This is a genomic window from Mesorhizobium huakuii, from assembly GCF_030160235.1.
In the GTDB taxonomy this organism is placed as follows: domain Bacteria; phylum Pseudomonadota; class Alphaproteobacteria; order Rhizobiales; family Rhizobiaceae; genus Mesorhizobium; species Mesorhizobium huakuii.
The window spans coordinates 390,992-407,700 of record NZ_BSNY01000012.1; the positions used below are offsets into that span (position 1 = coordinate 390,992).

Genomic DNA, 16,709 nt, shown 5'->3' on the forward strand with positions numbered 1-16,709 from the left:
TGAAACGGTGAAACGCCCTAGCTAGCCGGTATCGGCGCTATGCGCGTTCGGGGAACATCGCCTTCAAGCCCTCGCGCGAGGCCTTTGCGACACCGCGCTCGGTGATCAGCCCGGTCACCAGCCGCGCCGGGGTCACGTCGAAGGCCGGGTTCGCGGCCGGCGTTGCTTCGGGCGAGATGCGTACCTGGGCGATCTCGCCCGAGGCGGTCTTGCCCCAGACAAGCGAGACCTCGTCGGCCGAGCGCTGCTCGATCGGGATCTCCTCGAGCCCGTCATGCACCGTCCAGTCGATGGTCGGCGAGGGCAGCGCGACATAGAACGGTACGTCATTGTCGGCCGCGGCGAGCGCCTTCAGATAGGTGCCGATCTTGTTGCAGACATCGCCGTCGGCGGTGGTGCGGTCGGTGCCGACGATGACCATGTCGATCGCGCCGCGTTGCATCAGATGGCCGCCGGCATTGTCGACGATCAGCGTGTGCGGCACGCCGTGGCCGGCCATCTCCCAGGCGGTGAGTTGGGCACCCTGGTTGCGCGGGCGCGTCTCGTCGACATAGACATGGATCGGGATGCCGGCTTCCGTTGCCAGATAGATCGGCGCGGTGGCGGTGCCGTAATCGACGGTCGCCAGCCAGCCGGCATTGCAATGGGTGAGGATATTGACCGTCTCGCCCGGCTGTTTGCGCGCCGCGATCGCCTTGATGACGGCGAGTCCGTTCTCGCCGATGGCGCGGTTCAGCCCGACATCCTCGTCGGCGATTTCGGCGGCGCGCCGATAGGCGGCCGCGGCGCGCTCCTGCGGGGCGAGCGGCTTGAGGAAGCGCCGCATCTCATCCAGCGCCCAGCGCAGATTGATCGCCGTCGGGCGCGTCTCGTGCAGTGTTTCCCAGACGGCATCGAGCGCTGCGTCGGACGGATCATCGGCCATCCGCATGGCGACGCCGTAGGCCGCGGTGACGCCGATCAGCGGCGCGCCACGCACCCACATGTCGCGGATGGCGGTGGCGATGCCGGCAACCGTGCCGATTGTCGCGATCCGGAAATCATGCGGTAGCCAGCGCTGGTCGATGATCTCGACCGAACGCCCGTCGTCGCTCAGCCAGATGGTGCGGTAGTGGCGGTCGCCGACGTTCAAATGCTGCTCTCCTGTTCGATCAGCGCGGCCAGGGTGTTGACCTCGTCGATGCTGTGTATCTGGCTCCGATTGACGGCGATGTGACGGCCGAACTTCAGCGCCTTTGCCTCACAATTGGCGCGAAGCTCTTCATCGGCAATGGTCTCGAAATCGGCATTGTGAGCGAGGCCGAGGATGCGCCTGTGTATCTCGATGCCGGCAAAGCCGAGCAGGTCGGTCCAGATCTGGTGCAGCACATGGTCGAGCGCCTGTTCCGCACCCAGCCTGTCGCCCTGATCCTCGAACAGGCTTTTTTGGTATAGCATGCCGGTGCGCTCTGTTCGCCACAGATGCGAGAACTCGGCGCGGAACACCGCCCATGTCTGTGCGGTAACCCCAAGCAGATAGGCGCGCATGGCATCGCGGCTGCCCTTCTCCTCGTGTCCGCGCTGCGAGAAGAAGGACATCCAGAAATTGGCAAGCAGCATGCCGACATCGAACGCCATCGGTCCATAGAAGGCGAACTCCGGATCGATCATCCGGGTCTCCGTGTCGGTGACCATGATCGAGCCGGAATGCAGATCGCCATGCAGCAGCGTCTCGGCATTGGCGGCGAAAATGTGCTTCAGCCGCTGCGCCTCGACCTTGAGGTCGCGGTCGGCGCGCAGTTCGGCAACAATGCCGTCGAGCTGCGGCGTATGCCGGTTCATCTTGGCGTCGAAATAGGGATCCGAGAACACCAGGTTCTCGGTGATGTCGCAGAGTTCGACATTGTCGGCGAACAGCGCCAGATCGGCCTTGCGATCCCTGGTCACCATCGACAGGTCGGAACCGCGAAACAGTGTGCGGGCCATGAACAGGCCAATATCCCTGGCGATGTTGGGCAACTGGCGCCCGTCGATCAGGGCGCGCCTGAGAATGATGTGTGGCGGCGCCAGATACTCCATGATGATCAGCGCCTGGCCTTCATCGAAATGATAGATCGCCGGCACCGAGCCCGGGGCGCGCGCCTCTTGCCGCGTCAGCGCGTGGTACTCGAAGAAGGAACGCTTCAGCGGCAGCGGCCAGCTGTCGCCGACCAGGCGGACATAGGGCAAGGCCTGCTTGACCACGGCCGCACCGCCGGCGCCCTCGACAATGAAGACGAGGTTGAGATTGCCGTCGCCGACCTCGCGGACTTTCCAGTGTGTCGTATCCCTGCCGATCCTGGCGCACAGCGCCTCGTTCGTGCCGAGACGCGTTGCAAGCGTCTCCACTGACAGTGCTTCGAACGGCAATTTCCCGGTCATTCGTGTCCCTCCCGCCTGTGCGCTCCGATCATAGGGGAGCCTTGACGGCGGGGCCAAGCTAGGAAGCGATCTGGCAATTGTCAATCGTGTTGACAATTGCCGATGTAGCCCATAGCGTCATGGTCAGGGAGGAACGCATGGTCGGCAATGCCGTGTTCCGTGTAGAGGGACTTAGGAAATCCTTTGGCCGCAACGAGGTGCTTGGCGGCATCTCGCTCGAGCTGCATTCCGGCGAAGTCACGGTGCTGATGGGCGCCAATGGCGCCGGCAAATCCACCCTCGTCAAGATCATCAGCGGTGTCTACGAACGCGGCGGCGGCACGATGATCCTCGCCGATCAGGTTTTTGCGCCGAACACGCCGGCGGAAGCGATCCGCGCAGGCGTCGTCACCGTGCACCAGAACATCAATGACGGCGTGGTCGCCGACCTCGACGTCGCCACGAACCTCACACTCGACAGGTTGAGCGGCCGGGGCGTGCCGACCCTTTTCAATCCAGCCCGCGTGCGCCGCGAGGCCAAGGCCGTCGCCGACCGCATGGGCTTGGCCATCGATCTCAAGGCTCGCGTCAACGACCTTTCGCTGGCCGATCGCCAGATGGTGGCGATCGCGCGGGCTTTGGCGCATCAGCCGAAAGTGCTGATCCTCGACGAGCCGACCTCCTCGCTCTCCAGCGCCGAGGCCGACCGGCTGTTCGCGCTGGTCGACCGGCTGCGCGAGCAAGGCGTGGCGATCCTCTATATCTCGCACCGCATGTCCGACATCAGGCGGCTTGCCGACCGCATCGTCTCGATGCGTGACGGCGTCATTTCGGGTGTCTTCGACACCAAGCCGCTCGACTATGAAGGCGCGGTCAATGCCATGCTCGGCCGCAAGATCCATCTCGACCAGATCGTTGCCAGGAGTTCCGACAAACCGGTCCTGACCGTCGAAGGCCTGCGCATCGGGCAGGGCGCCAGGCCGATTTCGCTGACGCTTGGCGATGGCGAGGTCGTCGCCATCACCGGCCTCGTCGGCGTCGGCAAGACGGCACTTGCCGAGACGCTGTTTGGCGTGCGCAGGCCGTTGGCCGGCACCATGACGATGAACGGCAAGCCCTATGCGCCGCGATCGGCCGGCGATGCGATCGCCGCCGGCGTGTTCCTCGTCGCCAAGGACCGCGCCACCAGCGGCATCGTCGGCGACTTCAACATCGAGCGCAATGTCAGCCTGCCGTTCCTCAAGCGGATGTCGAATCTGAGCGTGCTCAAACGCCGCCTCGAACGCGCCACCGCGCGCCGGCAGATCGAGGAACTCAGCATCGTTTGCCGTTCCGAGAAAGACGAGATGTCGGCATTGTCCGGCGGCAACCAGCAGAAGGTCATGGTTGCCCGCTGGATGGCGCAGAAGGCCGCGCTGTTCATCCTCGACGAGCCGTTCCAGGGCGTCGACATCTCGGCCAGGCGCGACATAGCCGCCAAGCTGAGGGCAAGCGCCCATGGCCGCGCGACGCTTTTGTTCGTCACCGAACTCGACGAGGCGCTGGAGACGGCCGACCGCATCCTGGTCATGTCGGAACACACGATCGTCGGTGAACACCGCAACGCCGAAGTCGATCTCGATCGCCTGCTGGCCGAGGTCGCCGGCGGGCCGCTGCACAGCGCTGCCTGAGCGTGGCGGCGGGTAGAATTGGAATGGAGAGAGCATGGGTTCGAGTTGGGTAAAGTGGGCAGCAGCGCCGAGGTGCGCTGAATGACGTTGCGTGACCACGCCATCCGCTATGGGTTCATCGTCCTCTTGGTCGGGCTGGTCGCTTATTTCGCGATCGCCGCCGACGGGTTCGTCTCGCCGCAAAGTGCCGTCTTCATCTTCCAGTCGGTCGCCATCACCGGCGTGCTGGCGCTCGGCGTCACCGCCACGCTGGTCGTCGGCGGCTTCGACCTGTCGATCGGCTCAGTCGCCACCTCGGCCATGATGGCGGCTGCCTATGTCATGGTGGTGCTGGAGCAGAACGCTGTCGTGGCGGTCGTTGTCTGCCTGCTCATCGGCGCCATTGTCGGCCTGATCAATGGCTGGCTGATCGTCTATATGCGCGTGCCCGATCTCTTGGCGACGCTCGGCATGATGTTCTTGCTGGTCGGCCTGCAGCGCATCCCGACCGAAGGCCGCTCGATTGCCACCGGCATGACCATGCCCGACGGCTCGGTCGCCAATGGCAAGTTCGGCGACGCATTCCTGGCGCTCGGCCGCCACCGCTTCGACTTCTTCATCCCGAACCTCATTCCGGTATCGGTGGTGGTGCTGCTGGTGCTGGCCGTGCTGATTTGGTTCTTCCTCGAATACACCCGCTTCGGCCGCATGATGTATGCGGTCGGCTCCAATGAGCGCGCCGCCGAACTCGCCGGTGCGCCTGTCAAGGCATACAAGATCTGGGCCTACGTTATTTCAGGAGTTTTTGCCTCGATCGGCGGCATTTTGCTCGCCGCCCGGCTTGGACGCGGCGACATCGCCTCGGGTAATAATCTGCTGCTCGATGCGGTTGCCGCGGCGCTGATCGGCTACGCGGTGCTGGGCGCCGCCAAGCCGAACGCCTTCGGCACGGCCGTCGGCGCGCTGTTCGTCGGCATCTTGCTGCAAGGCCTGACGATGATGAACGCGCCTTACTACACGCAGGATTTCGTCAAGGGCGTGGTTCTGGTCGTCGCCCTTGTCTTCACCTTTGCCCTTTCGGGCAGGGGCAGGGGGTAGTCTCGACCGGACAGGATTTTGGGTTCAACAAGAGTGGAGGAAAACAAGGTGAACATCACGAGAAGATTTCTGGGGAAGGTGGCACTCGGACTTGCCGGCGCAACCATGCTGATGCAGGTCCCGGCTTTTGCCGCGGACAAGCCGGCCCCGTTCGACAAGCCCGGCGTCAAGATCGCGCTGGTGCGCTATCTCTCGACCGGTGACTTCTTCCAGGCCTATCTGTCGGGCGTCGAAGCGCAGTCCAAGGCGCTTGGCATCGACCTGCGCGTGCTCGACAGCCGCCAGGACGCCGCGCTCCAGTCCGATATGGTCGATCAGGCCATCGCGCTCGGCGTGCAAGGCATCATCATCCAACACGGCCTGACGGAATCGATGAAGGACGCCGCGCAGCGCGCGGTCGACGCCGGCATCAAGGTGGTGGCCTTCGACGTCAATGTCGAAAACCCCAAGATTCCGCAGATAGAACAGTCCGACAAGGACCTTGCCCGCCTCGCGCTTGAGCAGGCGGTGAAGGACAATGGCGAGAGCTGGAATGCCGGCTATGTCTATGTCGCCGGTATCGCGCCGCTCGACCGCCGCAACGAGACCTGGGTCGATGTGAAGAAGAAGTATACCGGCATCAAGGAAGTCGCGATGTTCGGTACGCTCGACAACCCGATCGCCAACTCCGTCGCCAACCAGGCACGCTCGGTGCTGTCGGCCCATCCCGACATAAAGGTGATGTTCGCCCCCTATGACGAGTTCGCCAAGGGCGTGAAGATCGCCGTCGACGAGGCCGGCCTGAACAAGGGCATCAAGATCTATTCGGCCGACATCTCGACATCGGATATATCAGCGATGCGCGAGCCTGACAGCGCCTGGGCGGCGACCGCGGCGACCAACCCGGCCGTCGTCGGCCAGGTCTCGGTGCGCGCTCTGGCGCAGCTGCTCGCCGGTGAGGACCCCGGCCACAACGTCATCGTGCCGCCGACGCTGATCACCCAGAAGGAGCTGATCGACAAGGACATCAAGAACATGGAAGACCTGTCGGCCAAGCTGCCGCAGTTCGCCCATGCCAATGTCGCCATGCCGGCCTGGATGCCGAACCCGAACGCGAAGTAAGGTTCATCATCGCGCAACGAAAAGGGCGGCCCGTGAGCCGCCTTTTTTGTTGTCTGTTGGAAGGTTTATCGCAGCGCCGCCGCGATGTTGCCTCCATCCACCGTCGTCACGTCGGCGGTCGTGCGTTCGGCTAGCGCGTGATGCAGGAAGGCCTGCGCCACATCCTGTGCCGTCACTTCCTGGCCGAGCAGGTTGCCGGACATGTATTCCTTCTCCGACACGCCGCGCGCGCCGGAACGGCTTGCGATCATAGAGTCGGTCAAAAGGCCCGAGCGGATGCGGTCGGCGTTGACTGCGTTCGAACGGATGCCGTGGGCGCCGTAGTCGAGCGCGTATTGCCTGGACAGGAACAAAGTCGCCGCCTTCGGCACGCCATAGGCGCCGAATTTCGGGCCCGGATTGACCGCCTGCTTGGAGGTGTTGAACAAAAGCACGCCGCCGGTGCCCTGTTCCAGCATGATGCGCACGGCGTTCTGCGCCACCGACTGGTGCGCGAAGAAATTGAGCTCGAAACTCTTGCGCAGCAGCGCATCGTCAAGCTCGCCGATGCGACCTTCCCAGGCCGCGCCCGCATTGGAGACCAGGATGTCGACACCGCCGAAGACGGCAACCGCTTTGTCGAAGGCGGCGCGTACCTGGGCCGGGTCGGTGATGTCGGCGGCCACACCAATCGAATTGTTGCCGGCTTTCTTGGCGGCATCGGTGGCCTTTTCGGCGTCGAGATCGACAACGACCGCGTGGGCGCCATTGTCGGCGAACAGCTTCGCCGTTGCTGCCCCGATCGCACCGGCGCCGCCGGTGATCAGCACCACCTGGCCGGTCAGCGGCTTCGGCTTGTTGGAGGCAAGCTTGGCCTGTTCGAGCGACCAGTATTCGAGCGGGAACAAATCGGCCTTGGACAGCGGATGGAAACGGCCGATGGCTTCGGCGCCGCGTACCGCCTCGATCCACATCTCGCCGACATCGGAGGCGATCCTGGCATCCTTCAGCGTGCGGCCGTGGCCGAACATGCCGAGCCCCGGCACCAGCGTCAGCCGCGGCATCGGGTCGAGCATGGTGCGCTTGACGTCGTCGAGCGCGTCATTGGTCTCGAAATAGGCGCGGTACTCCTTGGCGAAGGCGTCGACATGGCTCTTGATGACGGCCTTGTAGTCGCTGGCCTTCTCCGCATCGGGCGCGGGCACCGCCATCGGGCCGGTCTTGATGCGGATCGACAGGTCCGGTGTCGACACGCCGCGTGCGGCATAGTCGGCGATGGCAGCCGAATTGATGAAATCGACGATCGCGTCGGAGGTGCGGAAGTCGGAGATCATGCGGTCGAAGCGGCCTTCGCCGCGCGCCACCGCGACGGCACCGCGCAGCATCGGGGCGATGGACGCCGGTGTTGCGAGCTTTGCCGGCAACGCCGCCTTTGCCGCTTTCGGCTTGGCGTTCCTGGCGACGTACTCCTCGGCGACGTTCACATAGTGGATCATCCGGTCATAGGCCTGTTTGGCATCGTCGCCGAACGTGAAGATGCCGTGCTTGTCGAGGATCAGGCCTTCGACCGTCGGGTCGGCATCGAAGACGTCGGCCGCCGCCTTGGCGAGGTCGAAGCCCGGCATGATATAGGGCACGTAGCCCATCTTGCTGCCGAAGACCGTCCTGACCAGCGGTTTCGAGTCTTCCTGGTCGACGATGGCCAGGATGGCGGTCGAATGGGTGTGGTCGACGAATTTATGCGGCAGGAAGGCGTGCAGCAGCGTCTCGACCGAGGGGTTGGGCGAGGACGGATCGATGAGGTTTGCCCGCTGCAGCGCCACCATGTCCTCGTCGGCGAGCCTGTCCAGCGCGCGCGCCTTGAGCAGGGCGCCCATCTTGACCGCCGGCAGGCCCTGCGGCTCGATGACGGCCATGTCCCAGCCGCTGCCCTTGACGCACAGCACATCCCATTCATCGCCGACGAGATCGGTCGCCTTGATCTTGCAGGACGTGTTGCCGCCGCCATGCAGGACCAGTTGCGGCACGCCGCCCAAGAGCCGCGTCGTGTAGACGCGCAGCGCGAGGTCGCGGCCGACGCCCTTCTTGGCATAGTCGGCGACGAGTTTCTCGGCCGTGTCGTCGTTCCACAAATTCTTCATGTTCGCTTCGTCCAGTTGTTGTCTTGGGTGGTGAAACAGGAATGCCGCGACGCCTTGATGACGCCGGCGAAGGGTTGCTTTTTCAGGATGCTTTTTGTGGTGCCGCTCCGGCATGATCGAGCAACCGCTGCGCCATATGCGCGCCGACCACCAGATGCGTGCAAAGCCCGCCGGCGAGCGCTGCCAGCAATGGCTCGAACTTGCTGTCCTCCTGCACCACCATCAGGCGTTTTTCGATGGTGCGGAGCGAGCCGAGTTCAGCCGAAATGACCCTGCGGTTGTAACTGCAGTCGAGCGCCTCGCCCCTGGCGTCGATGATCTGTCCGGCAATCACTCCGGCGGCGCCGATGCCGCGCAGCGCGGCCATTTCGTCCGGGTTCAGCGCGCCGCATTTGACGACATGGCTGTCCGCATCGACGGTGCCGACGGAGAAAAGCGCGAGATTGCAATCGCTGATGCCGGCCAACTGCTCACGGATCACCGGCTCGGCGCGCAGCGCACGCGCGAGATCTTCCGTCGACAGCACCAGCGGCGCATAGAAATTAAGCCCCTTGGCGTTGAGCCGGCGCGCGATTTCCATGGTGCACTGGTCTGGCCGATAAGAGTAGGGCGCGCCGAGATTGCCGCAGAGCTGCACCACCGTGACATCCTGTAGGTCGGCGTAGGACATGATGTCGGCGATCGTATAGACGGTGCGGCCCCAGGCGACGCCGATGCGATCGCCCTTCTTGACCAGTTCGAGAAAGACGCTGGCCGCCAGCACGGCGATGTCTGTCGACGGGTCGGGTATATAGCCGTTCTCCGGCGCGATCCAGACCGCGTCGAGCTTCAAGGCGTCCTCGAGCTTGCGCGCCATCACGTCGTCGGTGAACAGCTGGGTCGAGGTCGAGATGTTGACGATGCCGGTCTCGCGCGCCTTGCGCAGATACATGGCCACGGAAGCGCGCGAAATGTTAAGCTGGCTTGCAACCTGGTCCTGCCGCAGGCCATGCGCATAATAGAGCCAGGCGGCTTTGTGAATGAGCTGTTCTGCCGGTCGGATCGCCATGCCGTCTCCTCGGCTGACATTAGTCACGGCTCTCGACAAAAGTCAAACTAGGATGCGTGGGCGCGATCGCCTCCAAACGAAACGCATCCGGGATGGCCGTTCTACAAAGCTTGGATAGCATAGCATTTTCGGCCATCCAGGGGGATGGCCTGACGAGAGTCCTGAGGTTAGAAAGTTCGAAAAGGACTTTGGGGAGGACGGGATGGGCAATCCCTACGAACAGGATCTCGACAGGAACGCGGCCAACCATCAGCCGCTGACGCCGCTCACATATCTGGAGCGCGCGGCAAAGACCTATCCCGACCACATCGCCATCATCCACGGCCGCCAGCGCATCAGCTACCGCGATTTCTGGCGCCGCTCGCTGAAGCTCGCATCGGCGCTGCAAAAGCGTGGCATCGGCAAGGGCGACACGGTCACCGTGATGCTGTCCAACACGCCGCCAATGCTGGAGGCGCATTTCGGCGTGCCGATGACCAAGGCGGTGCTGCATTCGCTCAACACCCGCCTCGACGCCGCGGTCATCGCCTTCCAGCTCGACCATGCCGAGACCAGGGTGCTCATCGTCGACCGCGAATTCTCCGGCGTCATCCGGCAGGCGCTCGATCTGGCCAAGGCCAGGCCGCTGGTCATCGATTATGACGATCCCGACTACGCCGCCGACGCCCCTTATCCGAAGGGGGAGCGGATCGGCACGTCAGACTATGAGGATTTTGTCGCCGGCGGCGATGAGGATTTCGCCTGGTCGATGCCCGACGATGAATGGGACGCCATCTCGCTCAACTACACCTCGGGCACGACGGGTAATCCCAAGGGCGTCGTCTATCACCATCGCGGTGCCGCCCTGATGGCCTACACCAACACCATCCATGCCGGCATGGCCAAGCACGCCGTCTATCTCTGGACGCTGCCGATGTTCCACTGCAATGGCTGGTGCTTTCCATGGACGCTGGCCGTCCAGGCCGGCACCCATGTCTGCCTGCGCTGGGTGCGGCCGAAGCCGATCTACGACGCCATCGCCGATCATGGCGTCACCCATCTCTGCGGCGCGCCGGTCGTCATGTCGGTGCTGATCAACGCCCGGGATGAGGACAAGCGCACGTTCGCGCAGACGGTGACCTTCAACACCGCGGCCGCGCCGCCGCCGGAGGCCGTGCTGTCGGGCATGGCCGATGCCGGCTTTGCCGTCACCCATCTCTATGGCCTGACCGAAACCTATGGCCCGGCGGTGGTCAACGAATGGCATGGCGAATGGGACAGCCTCGCAAAGGGCGAGCGCAGCGCCAAGAAGGCAAGGCAGGGCGTGCGATATGCCGCGCTCGAAGGCCTGACCGTCATGGACCCCGAGACGATGCAGGCGACGCCGGCAGACGGCGAGACGATCGGCGAGGTCATGTTCCGTGGCAACATCGTCATGAAGGGCTATCTGAAAAACCGAAAGGCCAGCGACGAAGCCTTCGCCGGCGGCTGGTTCCATTCCGGCGATCTCGGCGTCATGCACCCCGACGGCTATATCCAGCTCAAGGACCGCTCCAAGGACATCATCATCTCGGGCGGCGAGAACATTTCCTCAATCGAGGTCGAGGATGCGCTCTACAAGCATTCGGCTGTGGCGTCATGCGGTGTCGTTGCCCGCGCGGACGACAAATGGGGCGAGGTGCCGGTTGCCTATGTCGAGCTGAAGCCCGGCAAGATCGCGACCGAGGCCGAGATCATCGAGCACTGCCGTGCGCTGCTTGCCCGTTTCAAAGTGCCGAAAGCGGTGATTTTCGCCGAGATTCCAAAGACTTCGACCGGCAAGATCCAGAAATTCCGGCTGCGGGACATGGCCAAGCTTACCTGAAGCGCCGCCGACCTCTTTTAAAAAATATTTTGAGTCGCCCGTATCCTTGGGCCGCTTGGTGACGTCTGTTGGATGTCACCATCTGTCACTATCTTGTACGCGTACGTCGATTTCGCGTTGACATCCCGCCTTCTTCAATTTACGACTGACGAAAATTGAAATTCGTCACTTATCAAACGAAAGAGCCATGTCCGAAGCCGCCAACATCATGGTCGATGCCGCCAGGCAGGAGAATGTGACGCGCATTCTCGACTGCGCCGAGCGCCTGTTCCGGCACTATGGCTACGGCAAGACCAATGTTGCCGACATCGCCCGCGAGCTGGGCATGTCGCCTGCCAACATCTACCGTTTCTTCGCCTCCAAGGTCGAAATTCACCAGGCCGTCTGCGGCCGGATGCTCGGCGCCAGCTACAAGATGGCCTATGAGATCATGCACCTGCCGATCAGCGCCGAGGAGCGGCTTCGTCGCTACATCCACGCGCAGTACAAGATGACGCTGGAGACCATGCTCGATGCGCAGAAGGTCCATGAGATGGTCATCGTCGCGCTCGAGCGCGACTGGGGTGTCATCGACAAGCACATCGACAGCATCCACGATCTCTTCGCGGAAGTGATCCGCGAGGGTATCGAGGCCGGCGAATTCGCCGAGCAGGACCCGGTGATCGCGTCACGCTGCTTCGGCGCCGCTACGATCATCCTTTGCCATCCGCAGATGGTGGCGCAGTGCCTTGCCAAGACCAACCGGGCGATGCCCGACGACCTGATCGACTATGCGATCAAGGCCTTGAAGAAATAGCCGCCGCCCGTCGGGCGCCGGTCGACAGTTCATCTCCAGTTCGGGAGTGCCAAGGTGTCTTTGTCCCATTCCATCATCCGCCGGTTGCCGGTCGCGGGCCTGGTCGTCGCGGCGCTCGCGCTTGCCGGCTGCAGCCAGGAGAAGGCCGAGGTCAAGGAGATCATCCGCCCGGTCAAGGTCGTCGAGATCGCCCAGGCGCATGACACCCGCATGCTCTCCTATTCGGGTTCAGTGCGAGCCCGCACCGAAAGCGCCCTGGCTTTCCGCGTCAACGGCAAGATCACCGAGCGCCTTGTCGACATCGGTCAGCACGTGGCGCCGGGCGATGTACTTGCCCGCATCGATCCCACCGACTACGACCTTTCGGTCAAGAGCGCGCAGGCAGCGCTTGATGCCGCCGAACGGCAGGTCGAGACGACGGAGCTTGCGCGCAAGCGCGCCGAGCAGCTTTTCACCAAAAACTTCGCGCCGAAATCGCAGCTCGAACAGGCGACGCTGACCCATGACCAGGCGGTCGCCACGCGCGACTCCGCCCGTTCGTCGCTTGATCAGGCAAAGAACCAGGTCGGCTATACCGACCTTAAGGCCGACAGGGACGGCATCGTCACGGCTGTCAACGCCGATGTCGGCCAGGTGGTCGGCTCCGGCACGCCAGTGGTCACTGTCGCGGTCGACGGCGAAAAGGAAGTGCTGATCGCGGTGCCGGAAATGGAGATCGCCGAGTTCAAGCCGGGCAAGTCGGTCAAGGCCGGGTTCTGGTCCGACAGCGCGCTGGCGCTCGACGGCAAGGTCCGCGAGGTTGCCGGCAGCGCCGATCCGCAGTCGCGCACCTTCGCCGTCCGTGTCAGCCTGCCCAATGATCCACGTGTGCTTCTCGGCATGACCGCCAATATCGAAGCCTCGGCCGCCAACGAAAAGCAGCTGGTTTCGATCCCCTTGAGCGCCTTGGCAGAGAAAGACAGCCAGTCGATCGTCTGGACCGTGGATCGCGGCGCCGACACCGTTCATGCCCGTCCGGTGACGGTTGCCAAGTTTGCCGCCGATGGTGTGCGTGTGGCCGAGGGATTGAAGCCCGGCGATATCGTGGTCGCCGCCGGCACCCAGTTCATGACCGAGAATCTGAAGGTGAAACTCGCCGGCGGCGTGGCGCAGCAATCAGCGTCCGCCGAGGGCGACGACGCCAGCCGGCTGCGCTGAGGACAGACAGGCCGGCCGCGCGTTCCCGCGGCCGCAGGTTTCCGGGCGGCGTGCGCCCGAAGGTTGAGACGTCAAGGCCGATGTACCCCCGCATCGATCCTAGCGTCCCACCGCGATGAGTGTCTCTCCGCTCGGAAAGCCTCGCCGCCCGGAAGCCAGATCGAACGCAGATGATTTCGTTTCGCGCGCCGTGCTTCTCCGAAGCGCCAGGCGCCGGCAACAAGCAAAGTGGACCTGCAACGATGACGACCTCCACTGAAGAAAAGCGGCCCTTCAACCTGTCGCGCTGGGCCATCGGCCATCCCTCCATCGCGCGCTTCCTGTTCGGGTTGATCATCATCGCCGGCGCGCTCGGCCTGATGCGCATGGGCCAGAAGGAAGACCCGGACTTCACCTTCCGCGTCATGGTCGTGCAGGCAATCTGGCCGGGCTCCTCGATCCAGGAGATGGAAGACCAGGTCGTCAACAAGATCGAGCGCAAGCTGCAGGAGACGCCGCATCTCGACTTCGTGCGCTCCTTCACCCGCGCCGGCAGTGCCATCATCACCGTGCAGATCAAGGGCGACACCAACGCCGCCGAGGTCGCGGACGCCTTCTACCAGGTGCGCAAGAAGGTCGGCGACATTTCCGGCGACCTGCCGCAAGGCCTGCTCGGCCCCTATTTCAACGACGAGTTCGGCGACACCTTCATCACCCTGCATTCGATCAGCGGCGATGGCTTCTCCTATCCGGAGCTGAAGAAGTTCGCCATCCAGGCGCGCGACATGCTGCTGACGACACCCGGCGTCGAGAAGGCCGTCATCATCGGCGACCAGCCGGAAAAGCTCTATATCGACGTCTCGTCCAAGGCGCTGGCCGAGCGCGGCCTGACGCTGCCTGACCTGCAGAACGCGATCAAGGGCCAGAACAATGTCGATCCGGCCGGTGCCGTCGACACCGGCGTCAATTCGGTGCGCATCTCCGTCGAAGGCGACGTCACCAAGGCCGCCGACATCAGGGAATTGCGCCTGCGTGCCGGTGGGCAGGTCACGCGTCTCGGCGACATCGCCACCGTGACCTCCGGGCTCGAAGATCCCTTCCAGCGCAAATACCGCTTCAACGGTCATGACAGCGTGCAGCTCGGCGTCGTCATGGCCAAGGGTTTCAAGGTCACCGACGTCGGCAAGGACGTCGAGGCGACCTACAAGCGCTTCGAGGAGGCGCTGCCCTACGGTGTGTCGGTCGACCAGATTTCCGACCAGCCGGGGGTCGTTACGGATGCGGTCGCCGAATTCATGCATGCCCTCGGCGAGGCGCTGCTGATCGTGCTCGTCGTCTCGTTCCTGTCGATCGGCTGGCGTTCTGGGTTGGTCATCGCCATCGCCATCCCGCTGGTCCTGGCCGCCACCTTCGCCATCATGTACGAGCTCGGCATCGACCTGCAGCGCATTTCGCTGGGCGCCCTGATCATCGCGCTCGGCCTGCTCGTCGACGACGCCATGATCGTCGTCGAGATGATGGAGCGCAAGCTGGAGGAGGGGCTGGTCAAGATCGAGGCCGCGAGCTTTGCTTATACGTCGACCGCCTTCCCGATGCTGACCGGCACGCTCATCACCACCGCCGGCTTCATCCCGGTCGGCTTCGCTGCCTCCACGGCCGGCGAATATGTGCGCACCCTGTTCTATGTCGTCGGCATCGCGCTGATCGTGTCATGGTTCGTGGCGGTCTATTTCACGCCTTGGCTCGGCAACATGATCCTCAAGCAGCGCAAGCATGCCGGCAGCCATCATGACGTCTTCGACACGCGCTTCTACCGCCGGCTGCGCTCGACCGTCGGCTGGGCCGTGCGCCACCGCATCATCGTGCTGGTCATGACGCTGGTGACCTTCGGCACCAGCCTGTGGGCGTTCCAGTTCATCCCGCAGAACTTCTTCCCGCAATCGTCGCGGCCGGAAATCCTGGTCGACCTCTGGCTGCCGGAAGGCACCAGCATCAAGGAGGTCGAGGCGCAGGCCAAGGCGCTGGAAGCCAAGATGATGGACGACAAGGACAAGCGATTCATCGCCACCTATATCGGCGAAGGCGCGCCGCGCTTCTTCCTGCCGCTCGACCAGCAGCTGCGCAACCCGAACTTCGCGCAGATGCTTGTCATGGCCAATGATGAGCCGGCGCGCGAGCGGCTGATCGTCAAGCTGCGCACGGTTCTGGCCGAGGATTTCCCCTCGATCCGCGCCAAGGTCGATCGCCTGTTCCTCGGGCCGCCGACCGGCTGGCCGGTGCAGATGCGCGTCATGGGTCCGGATCGCCAGGAGGTGCGCCGCATCGCCGACCAGGTGAAGGCGAGATTCCGCGAGGATCCGCTGCTGGGCGCCGTGCATGACGATTGGCTCGAACCGGTGCCGGCGATGAAGCTGGTCATCGACCAGGATCGCGCGCGGGCGCTCGGCGTCACCTCGCAGCGCATCCGCCAGATGCTGCAGGCGACCATGGCCGGTGCGCCGCTCGACGACTTCCGCGATGGCGAGGAGACGGTCTCCATCGTCGCCCGCGAGCCGGATGCCAGCCGCAGCCTGCTGTCCTCGGTCGACTCGGTCTATATCCCGACCGATTTCGGCGGCTTCGTGCCGCTGTCGCAGGTGGCCAAGGTGGTGCCGGTGCTGGAGCAAGGCATCGAATGGCGCCGCGATCGCTTACCGACCATCAGCGTGCGGGCGACGCTGCCTGATGGCGTGCAGTCCAACGACGTCGTCACCAAAATGTACAAGGACATGCAGGGCCTGCGCGACGGCCTGGCGCCCGGCTACAAGATCGAGATCCAGGGCGGCGCCGAGGATTCGGCCGAAAGCCAGGCGTCGATCGCCGCCAAGGCGCCGATCATGCTGGCCATCATCGTCGTGCTCTTGATGATCCAGCTGCAGAACTTCGGCAAGGCAATGCTGGTGCTGGCCACCGGCCCGCTCGGCATCATCGGCGCGGCCGCCGCGCTGTTGATCAGCGGTGCGCCGTTTGGCTTCGTCGCCATTCTCGGCGTCATCGCGCTGCTCGGCATCATCATGCGCAACTCGATCATCCTGGTCGACCAGATCGACCAGGACATCGCCAGGGGCATGGAGCGCTCGGAGGCCATCATCGGTTCGGCCGTGCGCCGTTTCCGGCCGATCGTGCTGACGGCGATGACGGCGGTGCTGGCGCTGATCCCGATCTCGCGCGCCGTGTTTTGGGGGCCGCTCGCCTACGCCATGATGGGCGGCATCGTTGTCGCCACCGTGCTGACCATCCTGGTGCTGCCGGCAGGCTACGCCCTGTTCTTCGGCCGCGAGCCGAAGAAGGTGGTGGACAACGAGCAGGCGCCCGAACCGGAGCTGGCCGCCGAGCGGCCGCAACTGGCCCTGGCCGCGGAATAGAGCGGTTCTATAGCATCATCCGCCGTCGGCGATGGCGGATGATGCGGTGTGACGGCCGGTCCGTCACGCCGACGAAAATGCTCCGCTCTGCCGAT

General features: G+C 63.9%; 11 protein-coding genes. 7 read left to right on the plus strand and 4 right to left on the minus strand.

Going from position 1 to position 16,709, the window contains the following annotated elements; all coding sequences use genetic code 11:
- Positions 1 to 37: 37 nt before the first annotated feature.
- Both mtnA and mtnK read right to left on the minus strand, forming a co-directional pair.
- Complete coding sequence (gene mtnA / locus QQK95_RS06620; RefSeq protein WP_284270122.1) at positions 38 to 1,132, minus strand: S-methyl-5-thioribose-1-phosphate isomerase; 1,095 nt, start codon at positions 1,130 to 1,132, stop codon at positions 38 to 40.
- Positions 1,129 to 2,400 (minus strand): S-methyl-5-thioribose kinase, encoded by a 1,272-nt coding sequence (gene mtnK, locus QQK95_RS06625; protein WP_284270124.1) that lies wholly within the window; start codon positions 2,398 to 2,400, stop codon positions 1,129 to 1,131. Before mtnK ends, mtnA begins: the two co-directional genes overlap by 4 nt.
- A 137-nt stretch (positions 2,401 to 2,537) precedes the next feature.
- Between mtnK and QQK95_RS06630 the strand changes: the two genes are divergently transcribed.
- The 3 genes from QQK95_RS06630 (at position 2,538) to QQK95_RS06640 (ending at position 6,227) form a co-directional block, all read left to right on the plus strand.
- The gene (locus tag QQK95_RS06630) at positions 2,538 to 4,049 is read left to right on the plus strand and encodes a sugar ABC transporter ATP-binding protein (RefSeq protein ID WP_284270127.1); all 1,512 of its coding nucleotides are present in this window, start codon (positions 2,538 to 2,540) and stop codon (positions 4,047 to 4,049) included.
- Between the two features lie 81 nt (positions 4,050 to 4,130).
- Positions 4,131 to 5,126 carry an ABC transporter permease gene (locus QQK95_RS06635; protein ID WP_284270129.1) on the plus strand — a complete coding sequence of 332 codons (996 nt, stop codon included), beginning with the start codon at positions 4,131 to 4,133 and terminating at the stop codon, positions 5,124 to 5,126.
- A gap of 48 nt (positions 5,127 to 5,174) precedes the next feature.
- On the plus strand, positions 5,175 to 6,227 hold the full coding sequence (locus QQK95_RS06640; RefSeq protein ID WP_284270132.1) for a substrate-binding domain-containing protein: 1,053 nt from the start codon (positions 5,175 to 5,177) through the stop codon (positions 6,225 to 6,227).
- A gap of 65 nt (positions 6,228 to 6,292) precedes the next feature.
- Here the strand turns inward: QQK95_RS06640 and QQK95_RS06645 are convergent, their stop codons facing one another.
- A complete protein-coding gene (locus QQK95_RS06645) occupies positions 6,293 to 8,347 on the minus strand; it encodes a bifunctional aldolase/short-chain dehydrogenase (RefSeq protein WP_284270134.1) in 2,055 nt (684 codons plus the stop codon).
- Between the two features lie 82 nt (positions 8,348 to 8,429).
- Positions 8,430 to 9,395 carry a sugar-binding transcriptional regulator gene (locus QQK95_RS06650; RefSeq protein WP_284270136.1) on the minus strand — a complete coding sequence of 322 codons (966 nt, stop codon included), beginning with the start codon at positions 9,393 to 9,395 and terminating at the stop codon, positions 8,430 to 8,432.
- Between the two features lie 202 nt (positions 9,396 to 9,597).
- On the opposite strand from QQK95_RS06650, the gene QQK95_RS06655 reads away from it, so the two are divergent.
- The 4 genes from QQK95_RS06655 to QQK95_RS06670 all read left to right on the plus strand — a co-directional run bounded on the left by QQK95_RS06655 (position 9,598) and on the right by QQK95_RS06670 (position 16,614).
- Positions 9,598 to 11,238, plus strand: a complete 1,641-nt coding sequence (locus tag QQK95_RS06655) for an acyl-CoA synthetase (RefSeq protein WP_284270138.1) — start codon at positions 9,598 to 9,600, stop codon at positions 11,236 to 11,238.
- Between the two features lie 187 nt (positions 11,239 to 11,425).
- The gene (locus QQK95_RS06660; protein WP_284270140.1) at positions 11,426 to 12,034 is read left to right on the plus strand and encodes a TetR family transcriptional regulator; all 609 of its coding nucleotides are present in this window, start codon (positions 11,426 to 11,428) and stop codon (positions 12,032 to 12,034) included.
- A gap of 54 nt (positions 12,035 to 12,088) precedes the next feature.
- Positions 12,089 to 13,231: an efflux RND transporter periplasmic adaptor subunit gene (locus tag QQK95_RS06665; RefSeq protein WP_284270142.1), complete on the plus strand. Its 1,143-nt coding sequence runs from the start codon at positions 12,089 to 12,091 to the stop codon at positions 13,229 to 13,231.
- A 242-nt stretch (positions 13,232 to 13,473) separates the two neighbouring features.
- Positions 13,474 to 16,614, plus strand: coding sequence for an efflux RND transporter permease subunit (locus tag QQK95_RS06670; protein ID WP_284270144.1), 3,141 nt, complete (start codon positions 13,474 to 13,476; stop codon positions 16,612 to 16,614).
- The last annotated feature ends 95 nt before the right edge of the window (positions 16,615 to 16,709 follow it).

Coding starts and splice junctions, on each gene's coding strand:
- mtnK (WP_284270124.1), bottom strand. CDS start 2,400: ATGACCGGGAAATTGCCGTTCGAAGCACTGTCAGTGGAGACGCTTGCA.
- QQK95_RS06630 (WP_284270127.1), top strand. CDS start 2,538: ATGGTCGGCAATGCCGTGTTCCGTGTAGAGGGACTTAGGAAATCCTTT.
- QQK95_RS06635 (WP_284270129.1), top strand. CDS start 4,131: ATGACGTTGCGTGACCACGCCATCCGCTATGGGTTCATCGTCCTCTTG.
- QQK95_RS06645 (WP_284270134.1), bottom strand. CDS start 8,347: ATGAAGAATTTGTGGAACGACGACACGGCCGAGAAACTCGTCGCCGAC.
- QQK95_RS06650 (WP_284270136.1), bottom strand. CDS start 9,395: ATGGCGATCCGACCGGCAGAACAGCTCATTCACAAAGCCGCCTGGCTC.
- QQK95_RS06655 (WP_284270138.1), top strand. CDS start 9,598: ATGGGCAATCCCTACGAACAGGATCTCGACAGGAACGCGGCCAACCAT.
- QQK95_RS06660 (WP_284270140.1), top strand. CDS start 11,426: ATGTCCGAAGCCGCCAACATCATGGTCGATGCCGCCAGGCAGGAGAAT.
- QQK95_RS06670 (WP_284270144.1), top strand. CDS start 13,474: ATGACGACCTCCACTGAAGAAAAGCGGCCCTTCAACCTGTCGCGCTGG.